Annotated in this window: 22 protein-coding genes; 6 read left to right on the plus strand and 16 right to left on the minus strand. The window is 73.8% G+C overall.

The window, feature by feature from the left end:
* Positions 1 to 102: 102 nt before the first annotated feature.
* The 13 genes from NAMU_RS19410 to NAMU_RS19475 all read right to left on the minus strand — a co-directional run bounded on the left by NAMU_RS19410 (position 103) and on the right by NAMU_RS19475 (position 16,544).
* Positions 103 to 909: a cell division protein FtsQ/DivIB gene (locus NAMU_RS19410; RefSeq protein WP_015749041.1), complete on the minus strand. Its 807-nt coding sequence runs from the start codon at positions 907 to 909 to the stop codon at positions 103 to 105.
* A 4-nt stretch (positions 910 to 913) separates the two neighbouring features.
* Positions 914 to 2,362 (minus strand): UDP-N-acetylmuramate--L-alanine ligase, encoded by a 1,449-nt coding sequence (murC, locus tag NAMU_RS19415; RefSeq protein ID WP_015749042.1) that lies wholly within the window; start codon positions 2,360 to 2,362, stop codon positions 914 to 916.
* Complete coding sequence (gene murG / locus NAMU_RS19420) at positions 2,359 to 3,444, minus strand: undecaprenyldiphospho-muramoylpentapeptide beta-N-acetylglucosaminyltransferase (protein WP_015749043.1); 1,086 nt, start codon at positions 3,442 to 3,444, stop codon at positions 2,359 to 2,361. Before murG ends, murC begins: the two co-directional genes overlap by 4 nt.
* Positions 3,441 to 5,072: a putative lipid II flippase FtsW gene (gene ftsW / locus NAMU_RS19425; protein ID WP_015749044.1), complete on the minus strand. Its 1,632-nt coding sequence runs from the start codon at positions 5,070 to 5,072 to the stop codon at positions 3,441 to 3,443. The genes murG and ftsW overlap by 4 nt, the downstream gene beginning before the upstream one ends.
* On the minus strand, positions 5,069 to 6,526 hold the full coding sequence (murD, locus tag NAMU_RS19430; protein WP_015749045.1) for a UDP-N-acetylmuramoyl-L-alanine--D-glutamate ligase: 1,458 nt from the start codon (positions 6,524 to 6,526) through the stop codon (positions 5,069 to 5,071). Before murD ends, ftsW begins: the two co-directional genes overlap by 4 nt.
* A 2-nt stretch (positions 6,527 to 6,528) precedes the next feature.
* A complete protein-coding gene (gene mraY / locus NAMU_RS19435) occupies positions 6,529 to 7,623 on the minus strand; it encodes a phospho-N-acetylmuramoyl-pentapeptide-transferase (RefSeq protein WP_015749046.1) in 1,095 nt (364 codons plus the stop codon).
* Positions 7,620 to 9,152 (minus strand): UDP-N-acetylmuramoyl-tripeptide--D-alanyl-D-alanine ligase, encoded by a 1,533-nt coding sequence (locus NAMU_RS19440; RefSeq protein ID WP_015749047.1) that lies wholly within the window; start codon positions 9,150 to 9,152, stop codon positions 7,620 to 7,622. Before NAMU_RS19440 ends, mraY begins: the two co-directional genes overlap by 4 nt.
* Positions 9,149 to 10,804, minus strand: a complete 1,656-nt coding sequence (locus NAMU_RS19445) for a UDP-N-acetylmuramoyl-L-alanyl-D-glutamate--2,6-diaminopimelate ligase (protein WP_052308014.1) — start codon at positions 10,802 to 10,804, stop codon at positions 9,149 to 9,151. Before NAMU_RS19445 ends, NAMU_RS19440 begins: the two co-directional genes overlap by 4 nt.
* 75 nt (positions 10,805 to 10,879) lie before the next feature.
* Positions 10,880 to 12,907: a peptidoglycan D,D-transpeptidase FtsI family protein gene (locus NAMU_RS19450; protein WP_052308015.1), complete on the minus strand. Its 2,028-nt coding sequence runs from the start codon at positions 12,905 to 12,907 to the stop codon at positions 10,880 to 10,882.
* 259 nt (positions 12,908 to 13,166) lie between these two features.
* Complete coding sequence (locus NAMU_RS19460) at positions 13,167 to 13,940, minus strand: hypothetical protein (RefSeq protein ID WP_015749051.1); 774 nt, start codon at positions 13,938 to 13,940, stop codon at positions 13,167 to 13,169.
* The gene (gene rsmH, locus NAMU_RS19465; protein ID WP_015749052.1) at positions 13,937 to 14,983 is read right to left on the minus strand and encodes a 16S rRNA (cytosine(1402)-N(4))-methyltransferase RsmH; all 1,047 of its coding nucleotides are present in this window, start codon (positions 14,981 to 14,983) and stop codon (positions 13,937 to 13,939) included. Before rsmH ends, NAMU_RS19460 begins: the two co-directional genes overlap by 4 nt.
* Positions 14,984 to 15,220: 237 nt before the next feature.
* Positions 15,221 to 15,655, minus strand: coding sequence for a division/cell wall cluster transcriptional repressor MraZ (gene mraZ, locus NAMU_RS19470; RefSeq protein WP_015749053.1), 435 nt, complete (start codon positions 15,653 to 15,655; stop codon positions 15,221 to 15,223).
* A 397-nt stretch (positions 15,656 to 16,052) separates the two neighbouring features.
* Positions 16,053 to 16,544 carry a GtrA family protein gene (locus NAMU_RS19475; protein ID WP_015749054.1) on the minus strand — a complete coding sequence of 164 codons (492 nt, stop codon included), beginning with the start codon at positions 16,542 to 16,544 and terminating at the stop codon, positions 16,053 to 16,055.
* 166 nt (positions 16,545 to 16,710) lie between these two features.
* Between NAMU_RS19475 and NAMU_RS19480 the strand changes: the two genes are divergently transcribed.
* The 4 genes from NAMU_RS19480 to NAMU_RS19490 all read left to right on the plus strand — a co-directional run bounded on the left by NAMU_RS19480 (position 16,711) and on the right by NAMU_RS19490 (position 21,358).
* Positions 16,711 to 17,724, plus strand: coding sequence for an AAA family ATPase (locus tag NAMU_RS19480; protein ID WP_015749055.1), 1,014 nt, complete (start codon positions 16,711 to 16,713; stop codon positions 17,722 to 17,724).
* Positions 17,717 to 18,373, plus strand: a complete 657-nt coding sequence (locus tag NAMU_RS30090) for a DUF58 domain-containing protein (RefSeq protein WP_052308016.1) — start codon at positions 17,717 to 17,719, stop codon at positions 18,371 to 18,373. Before NAMU_RS19480 ends, NAMU_RS30090 begins: the two co-directional genes overlap by 8 nt.
* Complete coding sequence (locus NAMU_RS27660) at positions 18,345 to 19,025, plus strand: DUF58 domain-containing protein (protein WP_052308017.1); 681 nt, start codon at positions 18,345 to 18,347, stop codon at positions 19,023 to 19,025. Before NAMU_RS30090 ends, NAMU_RS27660 begins: the two co-directional genes overlap by 29 nt.
* Positions 19,026 to 19,126: 101 nt before the next feature.
* Positions 19,127 to 21,358 (plus strand): transglutaminase family protein, encoded by a 2,232-nt coding sequence (locus NAMU_RS19490; protein ID WP_015749056.1) that lies wholly within the window; start codon positions 19,127 to 19,129, stop codon positions 21,356 to 21,358.
* Between the two features lie 369 nt (positions 21,359 to 21,727).
* On the opposite strand, the gene NAMU_RS19495 is transcribed toward NAMU_RS19490, so the two are convergent.
* Both NAMU_RS19495 and NAMU_RS19500 read right to left on the minus strand, forming a co-directional pair.
* Positions 21,728 to 22,108, minus strand: coding sequence for a DUF3040 domain-containing protein (locus tag NAMU_RS19495; protein WP_015749057.1), 381 nt, complete (start codon positions 22,106 to 22,108; stop codon positions 21,728 to 21,730).
* Positions 22,109 to 22,303: 195 nt separating this feature from the next.
* Positions 22,304 to 23,092: a class I SAM-dependent methyltransferase gene (locus NAMU_RS19500; RefSeq protein WP_015749058.1), complete on the minus strand. Its 789-nt coding sequence runs from the start codon at positions 23,090 to 23,092 to the stop codon at positions 22,304 to 22,306.
* A gap of 102 nt (positions 23,093 to 23,194) precedes the next feature.
* On the opposite strand from NAMU_RS19500, the gene NAMU_RS19505 reads away from it, so the two are divergent.
* Complete coding sequence (locus tag NAMU_RS19505; protein WP_015749059.1) at positions 23,195 to 24,004, plus strand: ParA family protein; 810 nt, start codon at positions 23,195 to 23,197, stop codon at positions 24,002 to 24,004.
* A gap of 23 nt (positions 24,005 to 24,027) precedes the next feature.
* Here the strand turns inward: NAMU_RS19505 and NAMU_RS19510 are convergent, their stop codons facing one another.
* Positions 24,028 to 24,465, minus strand: coding sequence for an SAV_6107 family HEPN domain-containing protein (locus NAMU_RS19510; RefSeq protein ID WP_169312524.1), 438 nt, complete (start codon positions 24,463 to 24,465; stop codon positions 24,028 to 24,030).
* A gap of 392 nt (positions 24,466 to 24,857) precedes the next feature.
* Here NAMU_RS19510 and NAMU_RS19515 point away from each other — a divergent pair, with 392 nt between their 5' ends.
* Positions 24,858 to 25,448, plus strand: a complete 591-nt coding sequence (locus tag NAMU_RS19515; protein WP_015749061.1) for a GNAT family N-acetyltransferase — start codon at positions 24,858 to 24,860, stop codon at positions 25,446 to 25,448.
* Positions 25,449 to 25,479: the final 31 nt, after the last annotated feature.

Here is a 25,479-nt window from a genome sequence, read left to right on the forward strand (position 1 = left end):
TGCGTTTGTGGCAAGTCGGCGCCGGGCGGGGGCGGGGTGGGGGGCGGCGCCCGGGTGGGGTGGGGGCGGCGCCTGGGTGGGGGCGCGGGGGTGTGGCCGGGCCTAGCGGACGGTGGCCAACGTCGGGTCGGTGATGTCGTACTCGGTGCCGTCGCGCGCGGCCAGCAGCGCCGGCAGCATCTGCATCTTCTTGGCGTTGTCGGTGGGCTCGCCCCAGATGACCTTCTTGCGGTCGATCAGGGTCAGTTCGACGTCGAACTCGGTGCGCGCGGACAGCACTGCCACCTGCGACTTGAACTCCGGCGTCAGGGCCATGACGACCGACAGGGCGGCCGTGGTCGACGGGTCGTTGCGGCCCGGCGTCGGCAGCTGCACGGTGACCAGGCCCGGCGGCGGCGAATCGACGGTCAGGTACGGGTCGCCCTCCGCGTCCAGCAACCACAGCTGGCCGTTGGCCGAGGTGACCGCGATCGGCACCCGCGGAGTCACGCTGATCGAGACGGTGTCCGGCCAGTCGCGGGCCACCTCGACGGCGGCGACCTCGGGCACCCCTTCGACCCGGGCCGCGAGCGCGTCCAGGTTGACCCGGGCCAACGGGGTCCCGACCGGATCGTCGATCACCGCCCGCACCTTGGCGGTCAGCGCGTCGTCGGTGCCGGTGATCGAGACCGTGGAGACCGCGAGCATCGAGCTGAAGAACACCACGTAGACACAGCCGGCCAACACGGCCAGCACGGTGACCAGGGCGACCACCCACGGCCAGGTCCGGCGACCCGACGGCCGGGGCGTGGACGCGGCCTTGTCCGCCGCGGCCGGCTTGGTGCGGCGACCCCGGCGGTCACGGCGGCCACCGCGGCCCCGGGACGACCCGGCGCTCGACCCCGTCGGGCGGCTGGTGGTCGTACTCACCTGGTCACTCTCCCTCGGTGCTGGGCGCGGTCGGATCGGCCAGCAGCGCCAGCAGATGCGGCCCGATCGCGGTCACGTCACCGGCGCCCATGGTGATCACCAGGTCCCCGGCCCGCACGATCTCGGCGACGAAGCGGGCCGCCGTCGACCGCTCGGGGTGGTAGCGCACATCCGGACCGGCCGGCACGGCCGCGGTGATCAGCTCGCCGGTCACCCCCGGCCGCGGATCTTCCCGGGCGCCGTAGATGTCCAGCACCACGACCAGGTCGGCGGTGCCCAGGGCCGCACCGAACTCGGTCGCGAACGTCGCGGTCCGCGAGTACAGGTGCGGCTGGAACACCACGACCAGCCGGCCGTCGGCCGGCACGACCCCGCGGGCGGCGGCCAGCTGCGCGGCCACCTCGGTCGGGTGGTGGGCGTAGTCGTCGTAGACGGTGACCCCGCCGGCGACCCCCTTGAGTTCGAACCGGCGTCGCACCCCGGTGTAGCCGGCCAGCCCGGCGGCCAGCAGGTCGGCGTCCACCCCGAGCTCGACCCCGGCGGCCAGCGCGGCGACCGCGTTGAGCAGCATGTGGTCCCCGGGCACGGTGAGCCGCAGCGGCACCGCGGTGCCGTCGGCCAGGGTGACCACCGGCTCGCCGGTGGCCGGGTCCGATGCCGGGTCGACGGCCAGCCGGACGACGGCGTCCGCGGCGCGCCCGTAGGTGACCAGCCGGCGCAGCCGCACCCGGGCCGCCAGCGCGGCCGACCCGGGGTCGTCGGCGCAGATGACCAGGAATCCGCCCGGTTCGATCCGCTCGATGAACTGGTCGAACACGGCCGTGTAGGCCTCGGCGGTGCCGTGATGGTCCAGATGGTCCGGCTCGATGTTGGTGACGATCGCGCCGTGCGGGCTGAAGGACAGGAACGAGCCGTCGGACTCGTCGGCCTCGGCGACGAACACGTCACCCTGGCCGTGGTGCGCGCCCAGCCCGGAGCCGGTCAGCTCGCCGCCGATCGCGAACGAGGGGTCCAGGCCGGCGTGCTGCAGCGCGACGGTCAGCATGGAGGTGGTCGAGGTCTTGCCGTGGGTGCCGGCCACGCACACCGACCGGCGATCGGTCATCAGGGCGGCCAGCGCATCGGCCCGGCGGACCACCGCAATGCCGGCGGCGCGGGCGGCGACGACCTCGGGGTTGTCCGGCCGGACGGCGGTGGAGACCACGACCGCGGTCGGCCCCCCGGGGATCAGCGACAGGTTGGCGGAGTCGTGCCCGACGGCGGTGCGCACACCGCGCCCGGCCAGGCCGGCCAGCATGGGCGAGTCGCGGGCGTCGGACCCGGACACGGCGAACCCGCGGTCGGCCAGGATCCGGGCGATGCCGCTCATCCCGGCGCCACCCACCCCGACCAGGTGTGCGCGTTCCAGCGAGACGCCCAGGTCGGTCATCGGCGCCGTGGTCGACCCCGTCATCGGACCGCGTCCCGCACCATGGCCGCCACCCGTTCGTCGGCCCGCTCGGCGGCCAGGCCGGCCGCCGCGGCGGCCATCCCGTCCCGCACGATGCCGTCCACGGCCAGCGGGATCACCCGGGACACCACGGTGGCCCGGTCCAGCTCGGCGTCCTCGATGATGATCGCGGAACCGGCCGCGATCTGGCCGGAGGCGTTGAGTCGCTGCTCCCCGTTGCCGTGCGGGAGCGGCACGTAGACCGCGGGCAGGCCGACGGCGGCGATCTCGGCGACGGTCATCGCCCCCGACCGGGCCAGCACCAGGTCCGCGGCCGAGTAGGCCAGGTCCATCCGGTCCAGGTAGGGCACGCTCACGTAGGCCGGGCCGGCGGGCAGCTCGGGCAGGGTGATCGTGTTCTTGCGGCCGTGCGCGTGCAGCACCCCGATCCCGGCGCCGACCAGGTCCGGGGCCGCCTCGCTGATCGCCGCGTTGATCCGTTGGGCGCCCTGCGAGCCGCCGAAGACCAGCAGGGTCGGGGCGTCCGGGTCGAGCCCGAAGAACTCCCGGGCCGACGCCCGCAGGCCGGCCCGATCCAGCTCGGACAGGCTGCGGCGGACGGGGTTGCCGACCACCTGGGCGCCGCGCAGTCCCGACCCGTCGACCGCCGCGGCGACCGCACTCGCCCACCGGGAGCCGATCTTGTTGGCCAGTCCGGCCCGGGCGTTGGCCTCGTGGATGACGACCGGTACCCGCTTGCGCGCGGCCAGGTAGGCCGGCAGGGCCACGTACCCGCCGAACCCGACGACCACGTCGACCTTGCGCTCGGCCATCACCGCGCGGGTCGCCTGCACCGCGCGGTGCATCCGGCTGGGCAGGGTCAGCAGATCCGTCGACGGCTTGCGCGGCAGCGGCACCGCGGGGATCAGCCGCAGCTCGTACCCGCGGTCGGGTACCAGGCTGGTTTCCAGTCCACGCTCGGTGCCCAGCGCGGTGATGGTGATCGTCGGGTCGGCCGCGACCAGGGCGTCGGCCACCGCGAGCGCGGGTTCGATGTGCCCGGCGGTGCCGCCGCCGGCCAGCAACACGCTGATGCCGCCGCTCACCGGCCGCCCCGGCGGCTGTCCGGCCGGCCGTCACGGCCGTCGCGGGTCGGCCGGGCCGACCGGGTGCCCGGCTGGGGGGTCGCCCGGGGAGCCGACCCACCGGTGGTGCGGTGGGCGGCCGAGCGGGCGGTGGTGCCGCGCGGAGCCGCCGAACGGCCGGTCGGGCGCGGCGCCGGCGCTGCCGGGCGCGCCGCCGCAGCCGGGGGGCGTCCGGACGCGCGTGGCGCGGACCGTCCGCCGGGCGGGGCCGGGCGGGGTTGGCGCGCGGGGGCGGCCGCGCGGCGCCGGCGGCGCAGCATCGGCTTGCGCGGGCCGGTGCTGTTCGGCCGGAGCCCGAGGAACTGGGCCAGCCGGCCGCCACCGGCGGCGGCCAGGGCAATCTCGGCCTCCCGCTCGCGGCGGGCGAAGTTGGCCAGCAGGCCGAAGACCACCATGGTGATCAGCAGCGAGGTGCCGCCGGCCGAGATCATCGGCAGCGGGATGCCGGTGACCGGCAGCAGGCCGATCACGTAGCCGATGTTGATGCAGGCCTGGCCGACCAGCCAGACCGTGCCGGCCGAGGCGACGATCTTGATGAACGGGTCGGAGTTGCGCCGGGCGATGCGCAGCCCGGTGTAGGCCAGCAACGCGAACAGCAGCACGACCAGGAAGGTGCCGATGAAGCCGAGCTCCTCGCCGATGATGGCGAAGATGAAGTCGGAGTCGGCGTTGGGCAGGTAGCTCCACTTGGCCCGGGACTGACCGAGCCCGACCCCGAACAGGCCCCCGTTGCCCATCCCGTACAGGCTCTGCAACAGCTGGTAGCTCGAGTCCGGGTGGTCCTCGGGGTTGATGAACGACAGCAGCCGGGCCAGCCGGTAGTTGGCCGACACGGCCAGGTAGAAGATGCCGGCCACGCCGACGCCGGCCAGGCTGACGAACATCCACCACGGCGCGCCGGCGAAGAACAGCACGGCCATGAAGACGATGGCCAGCGAGACGGTGGTGCCCAGGTCGGGCTGCATCATGATCAGCGCGCACATCAGCCCGAAGACCGGCAGCACCGGGATGAGCAGGGCCTTGGGCGAACCCAGGGTGGACCGGCGGGCGGCCAGCACCTGGGCCATCCACAGCAGCAGGGCCAGCTTGGCGATCTCACTGGGCTGGAACTGGAAGCCGCCGATCCGGATCCAGCTGCGGGCGCCGTTGACGTACGCGCCGATGCCCGGGATCAGCACCGCCACCAGCAGGGCGATGGAGACGATCACCGCGATCAGCGAGGTCGACTTGAGGAACCGCACCGGCACGTACTGGGTGGCGAAGAAGCCGATCAGGCCGATCGCCGCGTACGTCGCCTGGTTGGCGAAGGTGGAGAACGAGGAGCCGCCGTTGCGGTACGAGGTGACCGCCGAGGACGAGAGCACCATCAGCAGACCGATGCCCAGCATCAACGCGAAGACGGCCAGGATCAGGTGCAGCGAGGTCATCGGGCGGTCGAGCCAGTCGACGGTGGCCCGGCGCAGCGACCCGGCGGTGCTGCGGAGCCGGCCGCCCGTGCGCCCCGATCCGCCCTTGCGCCCCGATCGACCCGAGGTGGCCTTGCCGCTGCGCGTCCCGGTCCGGCTCCGCGCCGGCTCGGTGACGGTCACGCCGATGACCCGGCCGACGGCTGGTCGGGCAGGTCGAGCGCGGCGGCCGCGAAGGCCTGGCCGCGGGCCGCGTACGAGCTGAACATGTCCAGGGACGCGGCGGCCGGGGCCAACAGCACCACGTCACCGGGTGCGGCCATCCGGGCGGCCGCGCAGACCACTGAGCGCATCACGTCATCGTCCGTCCCGGGCACCGGCAGAACCGGCACATCGGGGGCGTGTCGGGAAACCGCGGCGTGGATCACCGGGGCATCCACCCCGAGCAACACCACCCCGGCCAGCCGGTCGCGCACGGCCAGCACCAGCTCGTCGACCTGCGCCCCCTTGAGCTGGCCGCCGGCGATCCAGACCACCCGCGGGTAGGCCAGCAGCGAGGCCAGCGCGGCGTGCGGGTTGGTCGCCTTGGAGTCGTCGACGTAACGCACACCGGCCCGCTGGGTGACCAGCACGTTGCGGTGCCCGCCCGGCGCGAACGCGGCCAGCCCGGTGGCCACCGCCTGCGCCGGGACGCCGGCGGCCAGGGCCAGCCCGGCGGCGGCCAGCGCGTTGGTCAGGTTGTGCGCCCCGGGCGGGCGGACCGCCTCGGCCGCGGCCAGCCGCTGCGCCGAGGCGGCATACGCGTGATCGACGAGCCAGCCGTCGGCCAGGCCCAGGCGACCGGCGACCGGCGCGGCCGCGGTGATCGGGATCCGCCGTGGCGCTCCGGCGCCGGCCAGCAGGCCGGCCGCACCGGAGTCGTCGACGACGGCCAGGGCGATCTCGCCGGCCAGCGCGCGGGCCTTGTCGGCGCCGTAGGCGGCCATCGAACCGTGCCAGTCCAGGTGGTCCTCCGCCAGGTTGAGCACCACCCCGGCCCGCGGCCGCAGGCTCGGCGCCCAGTGCAGCTGGAAGCTGGACAGTTCGACCGCGATCACGTCCTGCCGCGGGGTGTCGTCCAGGGCGTCGCGGCCGCCGGCCAGCACGGCCGCCAGCACCGGCCAGCCGATGTTGCCGCAGGCGGTCACCGTCCGGCCGGCGGCCCGCAGGATCGATTCGAGCATGCCGGTGGTGGTGGTCTTGCCGTTGGTGCCGGTCACCACCAGCCACGGTCGCGGTGCAGTCTGGCCGCCCGCCGGGCCGTCGTGGTCGATCCGCCAGGCCAGCTCCACCTCGCCGATGACCTCGATGCCGGCGGCGGCGGCCGCCACCAGCAGCGGGTTGGTCGGCGGGATGCCGGCCGAGGTGATCACCAGCGTGGTGCCGGCGGGTGGGGTGGCCAGGTCGCCGGCGAAGGTGACGTCGCCGGCGATGGCGGCCAGCTCGGCCGGGGCGGCCCGGTTGGCGGTGACGACCACCCGCACGCCGCGGGCGGCCAGGTAGCGGACCACCGGCAGGCCGGTCACCCCGGCGCCGGCGGCCACGACCAGGTCACCCGGGCCGGGCAGCACGCTCGGAGCGGGGGGTGTCGCGGTCATGGTCAGCCTCCGGTCAGGGACAGCCACTCGGCGTAGAACAGGCCAAGGCCCAGCGCGGCGGACATCGCGGCGAGCAGCCAGAACCGGATCATCACGGTGGTCTCGGTCCACCCGGACAGCTCGAAGTGGTGGTGGAACGGCGCCATCTTGAACACCCGCACATGACGGGTCCGGAAGACCGCGATCTGGATGACCACCGAGAGCATCTCGACCACGAACAGCCCGGCGATGACGACCAGCAGCAGCTCGGTCTTGGTCAGGATGGACAGGCCGGCGATCAGCCCGCCCAGGGCCAGCGAGCCGGTGTCGCCCATCATGATCCGGGCCGGGTGCGCGTTCCACCACAGGAAGCCGATGCAGCCGGCCAGCGCGGCCGAGGCGATCACCGCCAGGTCCAGCGGGTCGCGCACCTCGTAGCAGCCGGCCTGCGCGGCGGTGGACAGCGGCATCCAGCACGCGTTGCGGAACTGGAAGAAGCCGATCGCCACGTAGGTGCCCAGCACCATCACCGAGGAGCCCGCGGCCAGGCCGTCCAGGCCGTCGGTGAAGTTCACCGCGTTGGACCAGGCCGAGACCAGCAGCCAGCACAGCACGACGAAACCGATGGCGCCGATGGACAGGAACGTCAGGTCCCGCACGTAGGACAGGGACGCCGAGGCCGGGGTCAGACCACCCACGCCCGGGAAGAACAGCGCGCCGATGCCGAAGGTGACGGCCACGAACGTCTGCCCGAGGAACTTCATCCGCTTGTTCAGCCCGAGGTTGCGCTGCTTGCGGAGCTTGATGAAGTCGTCCAGGAAGCCGACCAGACCCATGCCGGTGGTCAGGTAGAGCAGCAGCAGCCCGGAGGCGGTGAACCCGTCGCCGCCGCCGGAGATCCAGTCCACCAGCTTGGCGGCCAGGTAGCCGCACCACATGGCGATCAGGATCGAGGTACCCCCCATGGTCGGGGTGCCGCGCTTCTTCTTGTGGTGCTGCGGGCCGTCCTCGCGGATCTCCTGGCCGAAGCCCTGCCGGGAGAACACCTTGATCAGGTACGGGGTGAACAGGATGGAGACGGCGAGCGCGACCAGCGCCGCGACCAGGATGGCCTTCACGCGGGGCCGTCCTTCCGGTCGCCGGCCAGCCGGCCGGCCGATGCCCCGACGGCCTCGATCAGCCGCAGCGCGACCCGTTCCAGCCCGGCCGACCGGGACGCCTTGACCAGCACCACGTCACCGGGCTCCAGTTCGTCGAGCAGGATCGCCACCGCGTCGTCGACGTCGGGCACCAGCTCCGACTCGCCACCCCACGACCCCTCCAAGTGCGCGCCCAGGTGCAGCGCCCGCGGGGCCGTGCGGCCGCCCACGGCGGCCCCGGTGGCCGCGCCGGGCCCCTCGACCACCAGCAGCCGGTCCACTCCCAGGCGGACCACCAGGCGGCCGATCTGGTCGTGCGCCGCGGTCGCCTCGTCGCCCAGCTCGGCCATCTCCCCCAGCACCGCCCAGGTCCGCCGGCCGCGGCCGATGGTGGACAGCGAGTGCAGGGCGGCCTTCATCGAGTGCGGGTTGGCGTTGTACGCGTCGTTGATCAGGGTGACGCCGTTGGCCAGCTCGGTGACCTCCATCCGCCACCGCGACGCCGGCTCGGCCTGCGACAGCGCGCGGGCGATGGCCTGCGGGCCCAGCCCGACCGCGCGACCGACCGCGGCCGCGGTCAACGCGTTGCCGATCTGGTGCGCGCCGACCACGCGCAGCGTCACCGGGGCCGACCCCTCCGGGGTGACCAGGGTGAACCGGGCCCGGTCGGCGTCGTCCTGGCCGACGTCGGTGGCCCGCACCTGGGCCGCCGCGCCCGTGCCGACCATGACCACTTCGGCCGCGGTCAGTTCGGCCATCGCCGCGACCAGGGCGTCGTCGGCGTTCAGGATCGCCACCCCACCCGTCAGCGGCTGGGCACCGGCCGGGGGCAAGGACTGGACCAGCTCGGACTTGGCCTGCGCGATGGCCTCGACCGACCCGAACTCGCCCAGGTGGGCGGAGCCGACGTTGAGCACGGCCCCGATCCGCAGCGGCGCGACCCGGGCCAGCGCGGCGATGTGGCCGGCGCCCCGCGCGGACAGCTCGAGCACCAGGAACGCGGTGCTCTCGTCGGCCCGCAGTGCGGTGTACGGGTGGCCCAGCTCGTTGTTGAACGACTCCGGCGGGGCGATGACCCGTTCGGGACCGGTCCCCGGCACGGCGCGCAGGACGGCCGCGATCAGGTCCTTGGTCGAGGTCTTGCCGGAGGACCCGGTGACGCCGACGACCTGCAGGCCGTGCTCGCGGACCAGCGCGGTCACCGACGCCCGGGCCAGGGCGGCCAACGCGTCGAGCACGCCGGCGTTGTCGGGGCGGTCGGGCACCTGCAGCAGCGGCAGCGGGGCCGACACCGGGGCCGACCCCAGCACCGCCACCGCGCCGGCGGCGGCGGCCGTGGCGGCGAAGTCGTGCCCGTCCACCCGCTCGCCGCGCAGGGCGACGAACAACGCCCCCGGGCGGATCCGGCGGGTGTCGAACTCGACCGAGCTCACCAGCACGTCCGCCGCTCCGGCGGGCACGGGAACCCCGATCTCGTCGGCGATCTGAGCCAGGGTCAGCGCGATCATCGGCTGCTCGGATTGCGGTCGGCGGGCGCATCGGTCACGCGGTGCAGGCTAGTCGGCCCGGCCGACAGGTCGTGACCGCCGGGACCACCGGGACCGACACCGGCCCGTCCGGCCGGCTCGACCAGGGCGACCAGGGCGGCCCGCAGCTCGTCCCGATCGGAGAAGGGATGCACCACGCCGTCGATCTCCTGGCCCTGTTCGTGGCCCTTGCCGGCGATCACCACGGCCCCGCCGGTGCCGGCCAGCTGCACGGCCCGACGGATCGCCGCCCGCCGGTCGCCGATCTCCAGCACCTGGCAGGGGCGCCGGTCGGCCACCGGGGCGGCCCCGGCCAGCACCTGGGCGCGGATGTCGGCCGGCCGCTCGGAGCGGGGATTGTCGTCGGTGACGATCAGCACATCGGCACGGGCGGCGGACTCGGCGCCCATCATCGGCCGCTTGCCGGTGTCCCGGTCGCCGCCGGCCCCGAGCACCACGATCAGCGGCCCGGCCAGCCCCTGCCCGATCGCGTCCAGCACGGCGGCCACCGCGCCGGGCTTGTGCGCGTAGTCCACGACGGCCAGGAAGTCCTGCCCGGCGTCCACCCGCTCCATCCGGCCCGGCACCACCACGGTGGCCAGCGCGTCGGCCGCCTGCTGCACGTCCCGGCCCAGCGCGTCCACGCAGGCCAGCGCCACGGCGGCGTTGCCGACGTTGAACGCGCCGGGGATGGCCAGGTCCAGGGTGACCTGGCGCTTCCCCGGCCCGGACAGCACCACGTGCTGCACCCCGTTGGCCGCCAGCGTGACCATCTCGACCGACCAGTCGGCCGCGCCCGGCCGGTCGCTGACGGTCAGCGCCTCCGGGTGCTCGGCGGCCAGCCGGGCGCCGTACTCGGTGTCCACGTCGATGACGTGCGCGCCCGCGCGCCCGTCGAACAGCATCGCCTTGGCCCGGAAGTAGTCCTCCATGTCGTGATGGAAGTCCAGGTGGTCCTGGGACAGGTTGGTGAAGGCGCCGACCGCGAACCGGGTGCCGCTGACCCGGCCCAGCGACAACGCGTGCGAGGAGACCTCCATGGCCACCGCGCCGACGCCCCGCTCGACCATCACGGCCAGCAGGGCCTGCAGGTCCGGCGCCTCCGGCGTGGTCAGCGCGCTGGGCGTGATCTGCCCGTCGATGCGGGTCTGCACGGTGCCGATGACGGCGCTGCGCGAGCCGTCGGCGGCCAGTGCGGCCTCCAGCAGGTAGCAGGTGGTGGTCTTGCCCGAGGTGCCGGTGACGCCGACGACGGCCAGCCGGCGGCTGGGGTCGCCGTACAGCTGCCGGGCGATCGCCCCGAGGTGCTCGCGCGGACGCTCGACCACCAGCAGCGCGACCGACCCCAGGTCGGTGCCGGCCAGCAGCTCGGCCCCGGCCCGGTCGGTCAGCACGGCCGCCGCGCCCCGCTCCAGGGCCTGGCCGGCGTAGCCGGCCCCGTGCGCGCGGCTGCCGGGCAGGGCGGCGAACAGGTCGTGCGGCCGGACGTCCTGGGCGCGCAGGGTGATCCCGGTCAGCCGCTCACCGGTCGGGGCGGGCCGTTCCAGGCGCGCCCCGGTCAGGGCGGCGACCTCGCCCACCGTCGCGCCGACCGGGTCCCGCGGACGGGGCGAGGACGGTGCGGATGAACCCACGGGCGGCAAGGTTACCGTCACCGCCCGGTGCCGGGCCGGGCGCCGAGCCGCGGCCGGCCGGACCGCAGCGCCGGATCAGTTGTCGACATAGAGGTCGTAGATCGGTGCCTCCTGCGCCGACGGCGGCACGTCGGCGGCGCGCATCGCGTAGGCGGCGATGTCGTGGAACAGCGGGGCGCAGCTGGTCGTGCCGGCCGGCGAATCACCCCGGGGGTTGTCCAGCATGATCGCGATCGAGTACTTCGGGTTGTCCGCCGGCACGATGCCGGCGAACGTCGAGGTGATCAGGGTCTTGGAGTACTCGCCGGTGCTCTCGTCGACCTGCTGCGCGGTGCCGGTCTTGCCGGCCACCTGGTACCCGGTGATGGCCGCCTGCGGGGCGGTGCCCCGGTGATTGGTGTCGCCGCCCTGGATCGGCCCGTGCAGCATCTGGATCAGCGTCTGGGCCGTCTGCGGGCTCATTGCCACCGTCTGCTTGCCCAGCGGGCTGGCCGTGGTGACCCCGTCCACCGTGGTCGACTTGATCAGGGTGGGCGTGACCCGCACGCCGTTGTTGCCGATGGCCTGGTACATGCCGGCCAGCTGGACCAGGGACTCGCTGACGCCCTGCCCGATGGGCAGGTTGCCGAAGGTGCTCGAGGACCAGCTGGAGCGGGGCGGGAAACGTCCGGAGGTCTCGGCCGGCAGCTGGACGCCGGTCTTGAAACCCTGACCCAGCTTGGCCGACATGTCCACGAAGGCGTCCGGCCCGACCTGCTGGGCGATCATCAGGGTGCCGACGTTGGAGGACTTGCCCAGGATGCCGGTGGCCGTCATGTTCTGCGGTCCGTGCGCCCAGGCGTCGTTGATGACCGCGTCGCCGACGGTGATCTTGCCGTCCACGTTGAACACGGTGGTCGGGGTGATCAGGCCCTTCTCCAGCGCCGCGGCCATGGTCACCACCTTGTTCACCGAGCCGGGCTCGATGGCGTCGGTGACCGCCTTGTTGCCGGTCTCCCGCGGCGTCTGCCCGGGGACGTAGCAGGCCATGGCCGCGATCTGGGCGTCGGCGACCTGCATGATGACGACGCAGCCGGACTTGGCGGCCGACTTGTCCACCCACGCGGAGAGCATCTGCATGGTCGTGTACTGCAGGTCGGAGTCGATCGTCAGGGCGACGTCCATGCCGTCCACCGCCGGCGTCTCGTCCCGGGCGCTGCCCGGAATGATCAGGTGCCGGGCGTCGACGTCGACCACCCGCTCGCCGTCCTTGCCGGCCAGCTTGGTGTCGAACTTGGACTCGAAGCCGGACAGCCCGTTGCCGTCGTAGTCGGTGTTGCCGACGACCGCCGAGGAGGCCGAGTTGTCCGGGTACTCGCGCACGTCCTGCCGTTCGGTGACGACGGCGTCGATGTGGTCGGCGTCGAACAGCGGGGTGATCTTCTCCATGACCGCGTCGGCCTGGGCCGGCATCAGGTCGCGGGCCAGGTAGACGTAGGTCTTCCCGGAGGTCAGCTTGGCCATGATGTCGGCGGTGGTCAGCCCGTTGCCGATGTCGGCGACCAGGATGTCGGCGACGGCCTGCCGCTGCGCGTCGTCGGTGAACAGGGCCGGCCGGGCGGCCACCGCCCGTCCCTCGACGGTCAACGCGAGCTCGACGCCGTTGCGGTCGGTGATGGTGCCGCGCTGGGCGGTCAGGGTCAGGGTGCGGGTGCGCTGCGCCTCGCTCTTGGCCGCGTAGCCGCCCAGGTCGACGACCTGGACGGTGACGATCTTGATGGTGGCCACGGCCAGCAGGCCCAGCAGCACGACCAGCGCGATCCGGCCGCGCTGCCGCGGGTTGCTGACGGCCGCGCGGGGCCGCCGGGTGCGGCGTCCCCGGACCGACCGGGGCGGCCGGCCCGAGCCGGCCGACCGGGGTCGGGGCGCGCCGGCGTTCGGATCGCGGCGGCCGTCGGCGGGCGCCGCCGGGCGGGCACCGCGCGGCGGGCGAGGGGTGCCGCGAGCGGCGGACGCCGAGGCGGGACGCGAACCCGGGCCGGCGGTGGCCCGGGGGGCGGCGGCTCGTCGACGGTCGGCCGGTGGTTGCCCGCCGGCGGGCCGGCGGTCCTGTTGATCGGTCACGGGGTCGCTCCTGCCCCCACGGTCCGGCACCGGGCCGCACCGGCGGCCGGGTGCACGGTCGGGGGCACGCGGAACCGGCACCGATCAGTCATCCGCGAAGGCTCGCGCATGGCGGCGCCGTGCACCCCGTCGACACGCCGCGTGGCGGCGGATGTTCCCGGCGCGGCCTCGAGCGACCGGGCCGGGGACCGGAGCCGGAGCGCGGTGACGAACGGGAACGGGAACGGAAACGGGATCGAGAACCGGGTCGCGGTCGAGGTCACTGCCCCGCGCCCTGCGGCTCCCCGGCCGCGGCCGGCGTCGCCGCCGCGGCCTGATCGGCCGGTGCCGCCGCGGGCTGCTCGGCGGCCGGCGCGGGCTGCTCGGCGGCCGGCGTCGGGGCGGGTGCGGCCGGCTCCGCGGCGGGGGTGGTGGCCGGAGTGGCCGCGGCCGGATCGGCGGCCGGGGTCGGAGCAGCCGCCGGCGTGGTGGCCGCCGGATCAGCGGCGGCCGTCGGTGCCGGGGCGGGCGCCGGCGCGGCCACCGCGGACGGTTCGCCGACCACGGTGCCGGTCCCGGACCCGTCCACGATCAGCATCGCCGAGTCCCCGGCCTGGACCATGCCCAGCGCCTTGGCCTGCTCGGCGATCCGCGGGGTGGCGTCCAGCATGGCCACGTCGCGGCGCAGTTCCTCGATGCTCAGCCGCAGATCGGTGGTCTTGCTCTTGGCCGTCGAGGTGCGCATGCCGGCCTCGTCGGTCAGCGTGTTGAGCCAGAGCACGGCGGTGACGCCGACGCCCAGCAGGGCGATCAGCGCCACCACGAACGGTGCCCGGTTCAGCGCCGTCGTCGAGACCGGCCGGCCGGGCCGCACCAGGCGGTCGTCGGACATCTTCTGCCGGCGCCGGATCCGCCGCTCGTAGGCCCGGCGCGAGGATGCGGTCGTCGCCGACGACCAGCGACTGGTCTCCGAGCGCAGGGCCGCAGTGGCGGTGGCGGTCGAGGCCCCGTCCTTGGTCGCCCGGTCCTTGGTCGTCGTGCCGGTCCGGCTCACGTCGCTGCCTCTCTGATGCGTTCGGCCGCCCGCAACCGCGCGGACGCGGCTCGGGGGTTGGCCTGGATCTCTTCGTCGGTCGGGGCCTGGGAGCCCCGCACCACCCAGCGGAACTCGGGGTCGTGGCCGGGAAGTTCGGTCGGCAGGTCCAGCGGGGTCCGGGACAGCGTCAGCGGGGCGATGGCCCGCTTGACGATCCGGTCCTCCAAGGACTGGTAGGACATCACCACGATCCGGCCGGCGACCGAGAGATGCTGCAGCGCCGAGGGAATGGCCCGCTGCAGGGCGCCCAGCTCGTCGTTGACCTCGATCCGCAGGGCCTGGAAGGTGCGCTTGGCCGGGTTGCCGCCGGTCCGCCGGGCGGCGGCCGGGATGTTGGCCCGCACCAGCTCGACCAGCCGGGCACTGGTGGTGAACGGCCGCTTGGCCCGCTCGGTGACCACCGCCCGGGCGATGCGCTGGGCGAACCGCTCCTCGCCGTACTCGCGCAGGATGCGGGTGATCTCCGCCCCCGGGTAGGTGTTGATCACCTCGGCGGCGGTGATGCCGCTCGTCGGGTCCATCCGCATGTCCAGCGGCGCGTCCTGCGCGTAGGCGAACCCGCGGTCGGCCTCGTCGAGCTGGACCGAGGAGACGCCGAGGTCGAACAGGACCGCCTGCACCCGGCCGGAGGCGACGGTGGCGGCGATCACCTCACCGATCCGGTCGTAGACCGCGTGCACCAGCTCGACCCGGTCGGCCAGACCGGCCGCGGTGATGCGCTGTTCGGCGATGGACAGGGCCTGCGGGTCGCGGTCGATCCCGACCACCCGCAGTCGCGGGTGCGCCTGCAGCAGGGCCAGGGTGTGCCCACCCATGCCGAGGGTGGCGTCGACCAGGACGACATCGGTGGCCCCGTCGGCGGTGGCCGCCTCGATGGCCGGGGCCAGCAGCTGGTCGACCCGGTCGACCAGCACCGGGATGTGCCGCCGGTCATCGGGACCCGCCTCGGGAGGCGAAGCCTGGGGGTCCTGCTCGTCCCCGCTCCCGGCCTGGCCCGACATCGGCGCGTTCCCTTCTGGCCGAGGGCATCCGGTGCTCTGAATGCGCCTGGAGTTGCGAATGTGACGGGGTGGGCTGGTCGGGGACTGCGGGTGGGGCCGGGTGGGTCCTGAATCCTGGTCCCCATCCGCGGTGGTCCTGGCACGGGGGAAGTCGTGTCAGGGCCGGTGGTCCTGGCACGGGGGAAGTCGTGTCAGGGCCGGCGCGGATGTGGGCCGGGCGTCAGGAACCGGTGTTCGTCAGGTGCCCAGCAGCCCCCGTTCCGGGGCCGCGTAGGCCGCCTCCTGCTGGGCCTCGTAGGCCGCCCACTCGTCGGCGTCCCACAGCTCCATGCGCAGGCCGATGCCGGTGATGACTAGATCCTTGGTCAGCCGGGCGTACTCGCGCATGCGGGGCGTGATGGTGATCCGGCCCTGGGCATCCGGGCGCTGCTCGTCGGTATTGGCGAGCATGTAGCGCTGGTAGCCGCGGGCCCGCTCGTCGGTGATCGGCGCGTTGATCGCCGCCTCGGCGAACTGCTCGAAGCCCTCGGGGGTGAACACGTAGATGCAGTGGTCCTGACCCCGCACCAACATCACCCCGTTCTTGAACGACTCCCGATACTTCGCCGGCAGGGTGACCCGCCCCTTGTCGTCCATCCGTGGCGTGTAGGTGCCGTAGAAGCCGGTGGGCATCTGACGAACACCTCCTCGCGACGGCGGCTCGTGGGGTCCCGCGCCGGTCCCGGTGGGCGCTGACCCCATCTGTCAGGCTCGCTCCCCCAGGCTCCTCCACTCTAACCCACTTCCCACCACTCCGACCCCGAAGTCGCCCATCTGAGGCGGGTGTCGCGGAGAAACCGCACGTCATTGCGGTGGGTGACGGTGGGGGAAGTTCGCCGCGCCCGGGCCGGGCGGGGACCGCGCCCGGCGTGCGCAGCGCGGCGAAGGGCCAGGGGCGGCCGTTTTTCGCCGCGGCGCGAGCCTCAGTGAGACCTCCGAGGCGCTCCGTCGAGCGCCGTGGGGCTCTGGTGGGGCTCGGTGGTGGGGCGCGGTGGAGGGCCCGGTGGAGCGGGGTGGGTGACCCGGTGGGTCAGGCCGCCGCGGGCTGCGGCTGGTGGGTGAAGACGAACTTCTTGTAGGCCCAGAACCGGAAGGTGGTGCCCAGGACCAGGCCGACCACGTTCGCCGAGATGTTGTCGGCCAGCGCCGAGGTGAAGCCCAGGACGTAGTGCGAGATCCACAGGCAGCTCAGCGCGATGAGCAGACCGACGGTGCACATGATCAGGTAGAGGACGAACTCGCGGCCGGCGTCGGGCCGGCGGTGGTGCCGGAAGGTCCAGTACCGGTTGCCCAGCCAGGCCACCACGGTCGCCACCACGGTGCTGATGATCTTGGCCAGCAGCGGCTGGCCGGCCAGCAAGGGCGGCGACCCGACGTAGCTGAGCAGGTTGAACAGGCCCACGTCGACGACGTACGCGGTGGCCCCGACGACCCCGAACTTAGCCAGCTGCGCGATCAGCGCGGCCGCGGCGGCACGCAGCCGTCCGGCCGGGCGCGCCGGGGGTGGGGCGGTGGTCGACATCCGGCTCATGCTACCGAGCGCCCACCCGCCGGCCCGTCGTTTCCACCGAGCGTCGGGCGGCCGATCCCCCGACGCCGGTGCGGCAGGCTGGCAGACTGGCAGCCACAGACCTTTGCCCGGACGCACGACCCACCGGTTCCGGGCACCCGTCAGGAGGTAACCAACCGTGGCACAGCGCGTCGACCTGGACCCGGCGCAGGGACCAGGACCCGTGACGCCATCGGCGGAGCTGCCCGACCTGGAGACCGTCCGTCGGGTCGCCGGGCAGATCGGCTCGGCGATCTCCCAGGTGGTGCTGGGCAAGCCCGAGGTCGTCCGGTTGGCCCTGATCGCGCTGCTGGCCGAGGGGCACCTGCTGATCGAGGACGTGCCCGGCACCGGCAAGACCGTGCTGGCCAAGTCGCTGGCCCGCACCGTGGACGCCACGGTCAGCCGGGTGCAGTTCACTCCGGACCTGATGCCCAGCGACGTCACCGGCGTCAGCGTCTACGACCGGCAGACCTCGCGGTTCGACTTCCGGCCCGGCCCGGTGTTCGCCAACATCGTGGTGGCCGACGAGATCAACCGGGCCTCGCCCAAGACCCAGTCGGCCCTGCTGGAATGCATGGAAGAACGGCAGGTCACCGTCGACGGCACCAGCTACCGACTGGCCCGTCCGTTCCTGGTGCTGGCCACCCAAAACCCGGTCGAGATGGAGGGCACCTATCCCCTGCCCGAGGCCCAGCGCGACCGGTTCCTGGCCCGGATGTCGATCGGCTACCCGGACCGGTCCGCCGAGGTCGGCATGCTGGCCGACCGGGACCGGATCGATCCGCTGGACTCGTTGCGGCCGGTGACCGACGCGGCCACCGTCGCCTCCCTGGTCGACGCGGTGGCCACGGTGCACCTGGCACCGCCGCTACGGCACTACCTGGTGGAGATCGTGGCGGCCACCCGGTCGGTGCCCGAGGTCCGGCTGGGCGCCTCCCCACGGGCGGTGCTGCACCTGGCCCGCGCGGCCAAGGTCTCGGCCGCGCTGGACGGGCGCTCGTTCGTCGTGCCCGACGACATCCAACGGCTGGCGGTGCCCGTGCTGGCGCACCGGCTGCTGCTGACCGTCGAGGCGCACGCGGCCCGCCGGTCGGCCGATGAGGTCGTCCGGGTGCTGTTGAGCCGCCTGCGGGTGCCGCGAGGTGGCTGACCGGCCTCCTCGCCCGAGCCGGGGCCGGCCGGCCGGGCTGCGCGGGCTCACCACCCGGGGCCGCTGCCTGCTGGCCGGGGGTCTGGCCGCCGTCGTCTGCGCCATCGCCCTGGACGAGCGGGATCTGTTACGGGTGGGGCTGTTCGCCGCCTTGCTGCCCATCCTGGCGGTGCTCGCCGGGGCGGTGCGCAGCGTCCGGCTCTCGGCCGAGCGCAACGTGGGACCGAGCCGATTGATGCCGGGCACGGCGGGTCGGGTGCAACTGACCGTCACCAACACCGGATCGACCCGGACGGCGGCGTTGGAGATCAACGATCCCCCGGTCGTCGACCTCAGCGGTGGGATCCGCTGCCTGATGCCGCCGCTGCGGCCGGCACACCGGGCCCGCACCGAATACGCGATCCGCCCGACCCGGCGAGGCCGGTTCGTCTTCGAGCCACCCTCGGTCCGGGTCGGCGACCCGTTTGGCCTGTGGGAGGACAGCCGCACCCTGGACACGTCAACAACGGTGCTGGTGGTGCCGTCGCTGGTCGATCTGGCCGGGATGCCGGCCAGCACCGGGAGCCGGTCGGGCCGCGGCGGACCGGGCCCGGTCCGGGGCCTCCGGCGGCGACCCGGACGTGGGGGTGCGGCCGTACCGCAGCGGTGACGACATCCGCACCATTCACTGGCGGGCCTCGGCCCGGCACGAGGACGAGCTGATGGTCCGGCTGGCCGAGCCGGTCTCGCACGGCGGCGCGGTGGTGATGCTGGACCACCGGGCGATCGCGCACGCCGGCACCGGTGCCACCGGCAGCCTGGAGACGGCCGTGAGACTGGCCGCCTCGATCACCGTGCACCTGCTGGCCGCCGAACACCAGGTCCGGCTGACCGCCCACAGCGGGACGGTGCTGGCCGCCGGCCGGGACATCCAGGACGACGTGCTGGCCGCGCTGGCCGTGGTCGAGCCGGATACCCGGACCATGACCGCGTCCTCGATCGCCGGCATCGGCCTGATCGTCGCCGTGCTCGCCGCGCTGGACGCCCCGACCGCCCGACTGCTGATGGCCGCCCGGCTGCGTGGCACGACCGCCATCGCGTTCCTGCTGGACACGGCGACCTGGGCCGGCACACCGCGATCGGGGAGCCCCGACCGGTCGACCGACCCGTCGGCCGGCGCGCTGCTGCAGTCGGCCGGCTGGCGGGTCGTGCCCGTCCGGCGGGGTGACGACGTGGCCCAGGCCTGGAGCCGGGCCTGCCAGGCCGGAGCACCGGTCAGCGGGCTGCCGCCCCGGCCGGCGCCGATCCCGGTGGTCTCGTGAGCACCGCCACCGCCGGCCGCGCGCCTTCGACACCACTGTCGACACCGCCGTCAACACCACCGTCGACACCGGCACCCAGTGCGCCCGCTCCCACCCACGCGGTGCCCGCCCTGCTCGGCGCCCTGGCCGTCCTGGGCGGCACCCTGGCCATCCCGCCGATGATCAGTGGTAGCTCCTGGTTCTGGCCCACCGCCGAGGTGGTGCTGGTCATCTGGCTGGTCGGGGTGGGCGCGCGGCTGGCCCGGATCCCGATCGCGGCCGTCATCGCGATGCAGGCGGCCGCCGCGGCGATCGCCGTCACCGCCCTGTTCACCGCGCGCGGGTGGGGTGGGGTGATCCCCAACGGTGCGGTACTACAGGAGGCGGGCGAGCTGCTGGACGGCGCCTGGACCCAGATCCGTACCTCGGTCTCCCCCGCCCCGTCCTCGCCCGAACTGTCCTTCCTGATCTGCGTATCGGTGGCGGCCACCGCGTTCGTCGTCGACCTGCTCATCACCGCGTGCCGGGCGCCGGCGCTGGTCGCCCTGCCGCTGCTGTGCCTGTACGCGGTGCCAGCGTCCATCGACGTCTCGTTGCTGCCCTGGCCGGCCTTCGCCATCCCGGCGGTGCTGTACGCGCTGGTGTTGGTCGCCGACGGCCTGTCCGGCCGGGGTGCGGGGGCCGGGGCCCGGGCCGCCCAGGCGGGTTCCGGCCTGGTCCTGGCCTGCGTGGCCACGGTGATCGCGCTGGTGGTGGCGGACTCGGTCACCGGTGTCGGCACCACCGGCCGGCTCCCGCGGACCGGCACCGGCGCCAGCACCGGCATCGGCCTGTCCCCCTTCACCTCGCTCGAGGGCAACCTGCAGCGGGGTGAGCCGGTGGACCTGCTGCGGGTCAGCGGGCTGCCCCAACCCGAGTACCTGCGCACCGTCGGGCTGCAGCAGTGGACCCCGAACGAGGGCTGGTCGGTCGACCAGCTCGACGACGGACCGCTGCCGCTGCAGCCGATCACGGTCGGCGAGACCCAGGTGACGGTCACCCCGCTGGACTACCGGGACATCTTCCTGCCCGTGTACAACGGGGTCCGCTCGCTGCAGGGGGTCGATCAGGGCTGGTCGTTCGACTCGGCCCTGGAATCGGTGCACCGGGCCGAGGCCGTCACCCCCGACCCGTACCAGGTCACGGCGATCCTCTCCACACCCTCGGCCGACGAGCTGCGCACCGACAGCGTGACCGGCGGCAGCGACCTGCTCGACACCGGCGACCTGCGACCGGAGGTGATCGCCCGGGCCACCGAGATCACGGCCGGGGCCACCACCGCGTTCGACAAGGCCAGCGCGCTGGTCTCCTACTTCACCGACCCGGCCAACGGCTTCACCTACTCCCTCGACGTGCCCACCGGCACCACCGGCGACAAGTTGCTGGACTTCCTGGACCTCAAGCAGGGATTCTGCGAGCAGTACGCCTCCGCGATGGCCGTCATGCTGCGCGCGGTCGGGGTGCCCGCCCGGGTCGCCGTCGGCTTCACCCAGGGTCGGCTGGACGCCTCCGGCGACTACGTCATCACCAGCAACGACGCGCACGCCTGGGTGGAGGTGCCGTTCAGCGAGGCCGGGTGGGTGGAGTTCGATCCGACGCCGCTGGGTGGCGGGCAGGGCGGCCAGCAGGGCTTCACCACCGCCTCCGGTGAGCCGACGCCGACGCCGACGGCCAGCGCGGCGACCTCGGCCCCGCAGACCGAGCAGGAGCTGGGCGCCAACCGGGCACCGACGGCGGCCGCGACCACGTCGGCCGGCAGTGCCGCCGGGAGTGGCGCCGACGACGGCCCGATCGTGCCGGCCGGCGTCTGGTGGGCGCTGGCCGTCCTGCTCGTCATCGGCGGCGCGTTGGCCGGTCCGACGCTGGTCCGGCGCCGCCGCCGGGACCAACGGCTGGCCACCGCCGACGCCGGCGGACCCGGCGCGGCCGCCGCGGCGTGGCGGGAGATCGAGGACCTGGCCGTCGACCACGGCATCGCCCTGGACCCGGCCCAGTCCGCGCGATCCTGCGCGAACCGGCTGGCCAAGTCGGCCAAGCTCAGCGAGACCGGGCGGGCTCAGCTACGGGCGGTGGTCTCGGCGGCCGAGCAGGGCTGGTACGCCGGCGACGCACCGACCGTCACACCGTCCGTGGGTAGGGTCTCGGTGGCCGAGCGGACCACGCCCACCGTCCCGAGCACGACCACGGCCGGATCGAGCTCGCCCATGGGTGACGCGGCCCGCACGCTGGCCGTCGACCTCGGCCACGCCGCACCCCTGTCACTGTCAGAACGGCTGGTGCCGCGCTCGGTGCGACCGGCCTGGTGGCGGGGCTGACCCCACCCAGGACGCCTGCGCGCCCCGGTTTCCCGCGCGGATCATCCACCCGTGCGCGCCCCGGTATCCCGCGCGGATCATCTACGCCTGCGCGGATGAACTCACCCCGAATGTGATGGGTGTGCTTCGAGTCAACGACTTGGGCCGCGCCGGGGAAGATGATCCGCGCGGTCAGGTGAGAGCCAGCGGGGTGAGGTCAGCCGGCGGGGTGAGTTCAGAGCCGCCGGGGTGAGGGCGGGCCTGGCCTTGGTGAGGGCGGGCATGGCCGGGGTGAGGGTGGCCCGGCCGGGCGGTGGGCGTGGGGGGCGAGCCGGTCCGGGCGCACGACAACGCCGCGACCCAAACACGGGTCGCGGCGTGGCGAGTGTGCTACTGGCTGGGGTCGTCGAAGCGGCGGCGGAAGCGCTCTTCCATCCGGTTGCCCAACGTGGGCCCGGCCTTACCGGCGCTCTTGTCCATCCCCTTGGCGGCGCGCGCACCCGGCTGTCCGAAGACGAACATGCCGACCGCGCCCACCATCGTCAGGAAGCCGACGACGCTGACGACGACGCCGACCGCCAGCAAGCTCTGAGTCGCGATCACGCCGACGACCAGCGCGACGAGACCGGCAACGAACAGGCATCCGGCGACGATGGGCCGGCGGCGCCGAATACGACTCACATTCACGCTTGTTGCGAACTTGGGGTCGTCCTCGTAGAGCGCGCGCTCGATCTCGTCTAGCATCCGCTGTTCGTGCTCGGAGAGCGGCATAGGTCCCTCCTCCGGCACCTGGCCACCAGAAAGTGTGGTCACATCCTACGGCCGCCAGCCGGCGACCTACGACCAGGATACGAGCCGTTCGGGCAGACCACTAGCGGGCTGCGCAATCTCCCACGCCAATCACCCCGATGTGACGAGTGTCACCCGGATGTGCGATCGATGACGCGCCGGTTTCGTGGGCTCGGCTCAGGCCGGCCCGTCCGGACGGCGGGCCACCACGTGCAGGTCGGCGGCAATGTGCAGCAGCTCCGGGTGCTGCCCGGCGGCCGCCTCCAATGCGGCCAGGTCCGCCTCGCCGCCCGGGCCGGCCTGCCGGATGACCCCGGACACCAGCCCGACCAGCACGCCCACCCCGCTGACCGACTCGACCTGCAGCCCGACCGAATCGACCAGGGCGCGCACCCCGGGCACGTCGAACCGGCGGCGAAGCGTGTCGGCCGCGCCGGAGCGGCCGTCCGGACCGGTCAACAGCTCCCGGGCGGCCTCGAAGCGGCCGGCCATCGTCTGCCCCAGGACCGCGCCCAACCGGCCGGCCACCAGGATCGAGACGTAGCCACCCGGCCGCACCGTCCGGACGACGGCACCCATCACCGCGGCCGGGTCGTCCACCGCTTCGAGCAAGTGATGGCACAGCACCAGGTCGATCGAGGCCGGGGCAGCAATGGCCTCCAGCCGGTCGGCGTCAGCCTGGACGCCGACCACTCGATCGGCGACCCCGGCGTCCTGGGCCCGGCGGTGCAGGATGGCCAGCGAGTTCACCGACGCGTCGACCACGGTCACCGAGCAGCCGAGCACGGCCAACGGCACCGCCCGGGTTCCGCTGCCCCCGCCGACGTCGAGCACCCGCACCGCGGCCAGCGTCCCCGGTTCGGCGGGTCCGGCGGCCGGACGGTCGGCCCGGGAGCAGGCCCGCGCGAGTCCGGCCAGGACTCCGTCGACCGGGTCGCCGGTCGTCGCCAGGTGTTGCTCGACCATGGGTCTCCTCCCGCACCGGCCGGGCTCGTCGTCCGCCGCCGACTCGCAGCGTATCGGCGCGCGCACGGGATCCCCGGGAAGCGCACCTGCGGCCGGTACGGTGTGCCGGTGCTGGTTGCCAGTGTGCTGAGCCTTAAGGGCGGAGTCGGAAAAACCACGGTCACCCTGGGGCTGGCTTCCGCGGCTGTTCACCGCGGATTGAACACCCTGTTGGTCGACCTGGACCCGCAAATGAACGCGACCGCGACGGTCGCGCCGGAGCTGGACGGGGTGGCCGACGGCCGCCTGAAGTGGTCCGTGGCCGAGGTGTTGGACGACCCCTCGAGCAAGGTGATGGGCCGGACGGTGCGCGAGTCGGGCTGGGGTGAGCACCTGCGGGTGCTGCCCGGCAGCGAGCGCACGGAGATCCACAACCATCCGGACCCGGGCTCCAAGAAGCTGTTCCGGCTCTCCTCCGCCCTGGAGCGGGTCCGGCCCGAGCCGGACCTGGTGCTGATCGACTGTCCGCCCTCCCTCGGCCAACTGACCCGCAGCGCGTTGATCGCGGCCGACCGTGCGGTCCTGGTCACCGAGCCGTCGTTGTTCGCCGTCACCGGTGTGCAGCGGGCCCTGGAGGCGGTGCAGACCGAGCGCGCGGCGCACCGGCCGACGCTGCAGCCGCTCGGCGTGGTGATCAACCGGTTCCGGCCGCGGGTCACCGAGCAGGAATACCGGCTGGCCGAGCTGCGCGAGCTGTTCGGGCCGTTGGTGCTCAGCCCCGTGCTGCCTGACCGATCCGCCATCCAGCAGGCGCAGGGCGCCGCCGTGCCGATCCATCAGTGGCCGACGGCCGGGGCTCGGGAGATCGCCCAGAGCTTCGACCAGTTGCTGGACCGGCTGATGCGGGCGGGCAAGCAGCGCTCCCGCAAGTAGCTCGGCCGCCGCGGGCGGGGCGGTCAGTGACCGGCCGGCTGCTCGATGCTCTCGCCGACCAGCGAGATGAACACGACCACCTGCCGGACCAGGTCGTCGGCCTCCCGCGGGCTGACCCCGGCCGGCAACCCGGCCTGCACGGCCTGACGCTTGGCCGAGCCGGCGGCGAAGAACGCGGCCCACTCGGTGAACTCCGGGGCGACCTGGGTCATCAACGTCCAGACGCTGCCCCGCCGACCCCGGGTCGGCCGGGCCCGGGCTGCCAGCACCGCCGCGGCCGCGCGCAGGGCGGCCAGGTGGGCAATCGCGTACCGGTCGGCCGGGTCCACCGCGGCGCAGGCCCGGCCCAACCCCAGCGAGGCGTCGGCCAGCAGGTCGCGTGCGGCCGGCGACACCGGCGCGGAGGCCATCGCCGGACGCGGTGCCCGGGTCCGGACGCGGTTGCCGGCCGGCTCGTCCATCGGCATTGCCTTCCTTGCTCGCTTGGTCGTCAGTGCAGTCGTCAGTGCAGTCGTGGGTGCTTTCGCGGGTGCTGCGGTGGCTGATGTGGTCGCTGATGTGGTGACCGTCCGGGTCGGCCGGGGCGTGTCGATCCCGATCGCCTCGGGGCACTCGAACAGGGCCGGCCGATGCGACCGGTCGGCGCGGACCCGACCGACTCGCGAGGACCGCACCGGGGACATGACCATGGGCTGCGTCGACATCGCTTCTCCCGTTCTCGAACCTGTGTTCGATCGTACACGTGTTCGGAATCGTCGTCGAGACAGATGCCCGCCCCGCCGTTCCGGTGGCCGGGCCCTCGACCGCCCCACCCGACCCTCACCATCGATCGGTGCGTGATCTGATGGACGGCATGTCGATTCCCACCGCCCACGGGCGGCCCGGCACCCGACCGGGTTCGATCGAGATCCGCCGCCTGGATCCGGTGACCTTCCGGGGGCGGCTGCGCGAGTTGATCGGCATCTACCTCACCGCGATGCAGTACCCGGCCGAGCTGGCCGGCGCCCGGGCGGTGCTCTGGGAGGAGCACAGCCGGCGGGAGGGCTTCGACTGTGTGGTGGCCGTCAGCCGCGACGACGACCAGCTGCTCGGGCTGGCCTACGGCTACCGCGGCGCGCCCGGGCAATGGTGGTACTCCGAGGTCCGGCGCGGGATGACCCCGGCTGCGCTCCCCCAGCTCGGCGATTTCTTCGAGCTCACCGAGTTGCACGTGCACCCGGCCTGGCAGGGCCGGCGGATCGGCGAGACCCTGCTGCGCCGGCTGGCCGACGAACGGCCCGAACGATCAATGCTGTTGTCCACCCCCGAGGGCGAGAACCGGGCCTGGCGCCTGTACCGCCGGCTGGGATTCGGCGACGTGTTGCGCCACTACCGGTTCACCGGCGACCCGCGGCCGTTCGGCGTGCTCGGCCGCGAGCTCCCGCTGATCCCCCCGGCCGGCTGATCCGGAAGGAGCCAGCCGGCCGTCGACCACC

Origin of the sequence: Nakamurella multipartita DSM 44233, from assembly GCF_000024365.1 — a bacterium.
Classification (GTDB): Bacteria; Actinomycetota; Actinomycetes; order Mycobacteriales; family Nakamurellaceae; genus Nakamurella; species Nakamurella multipartita.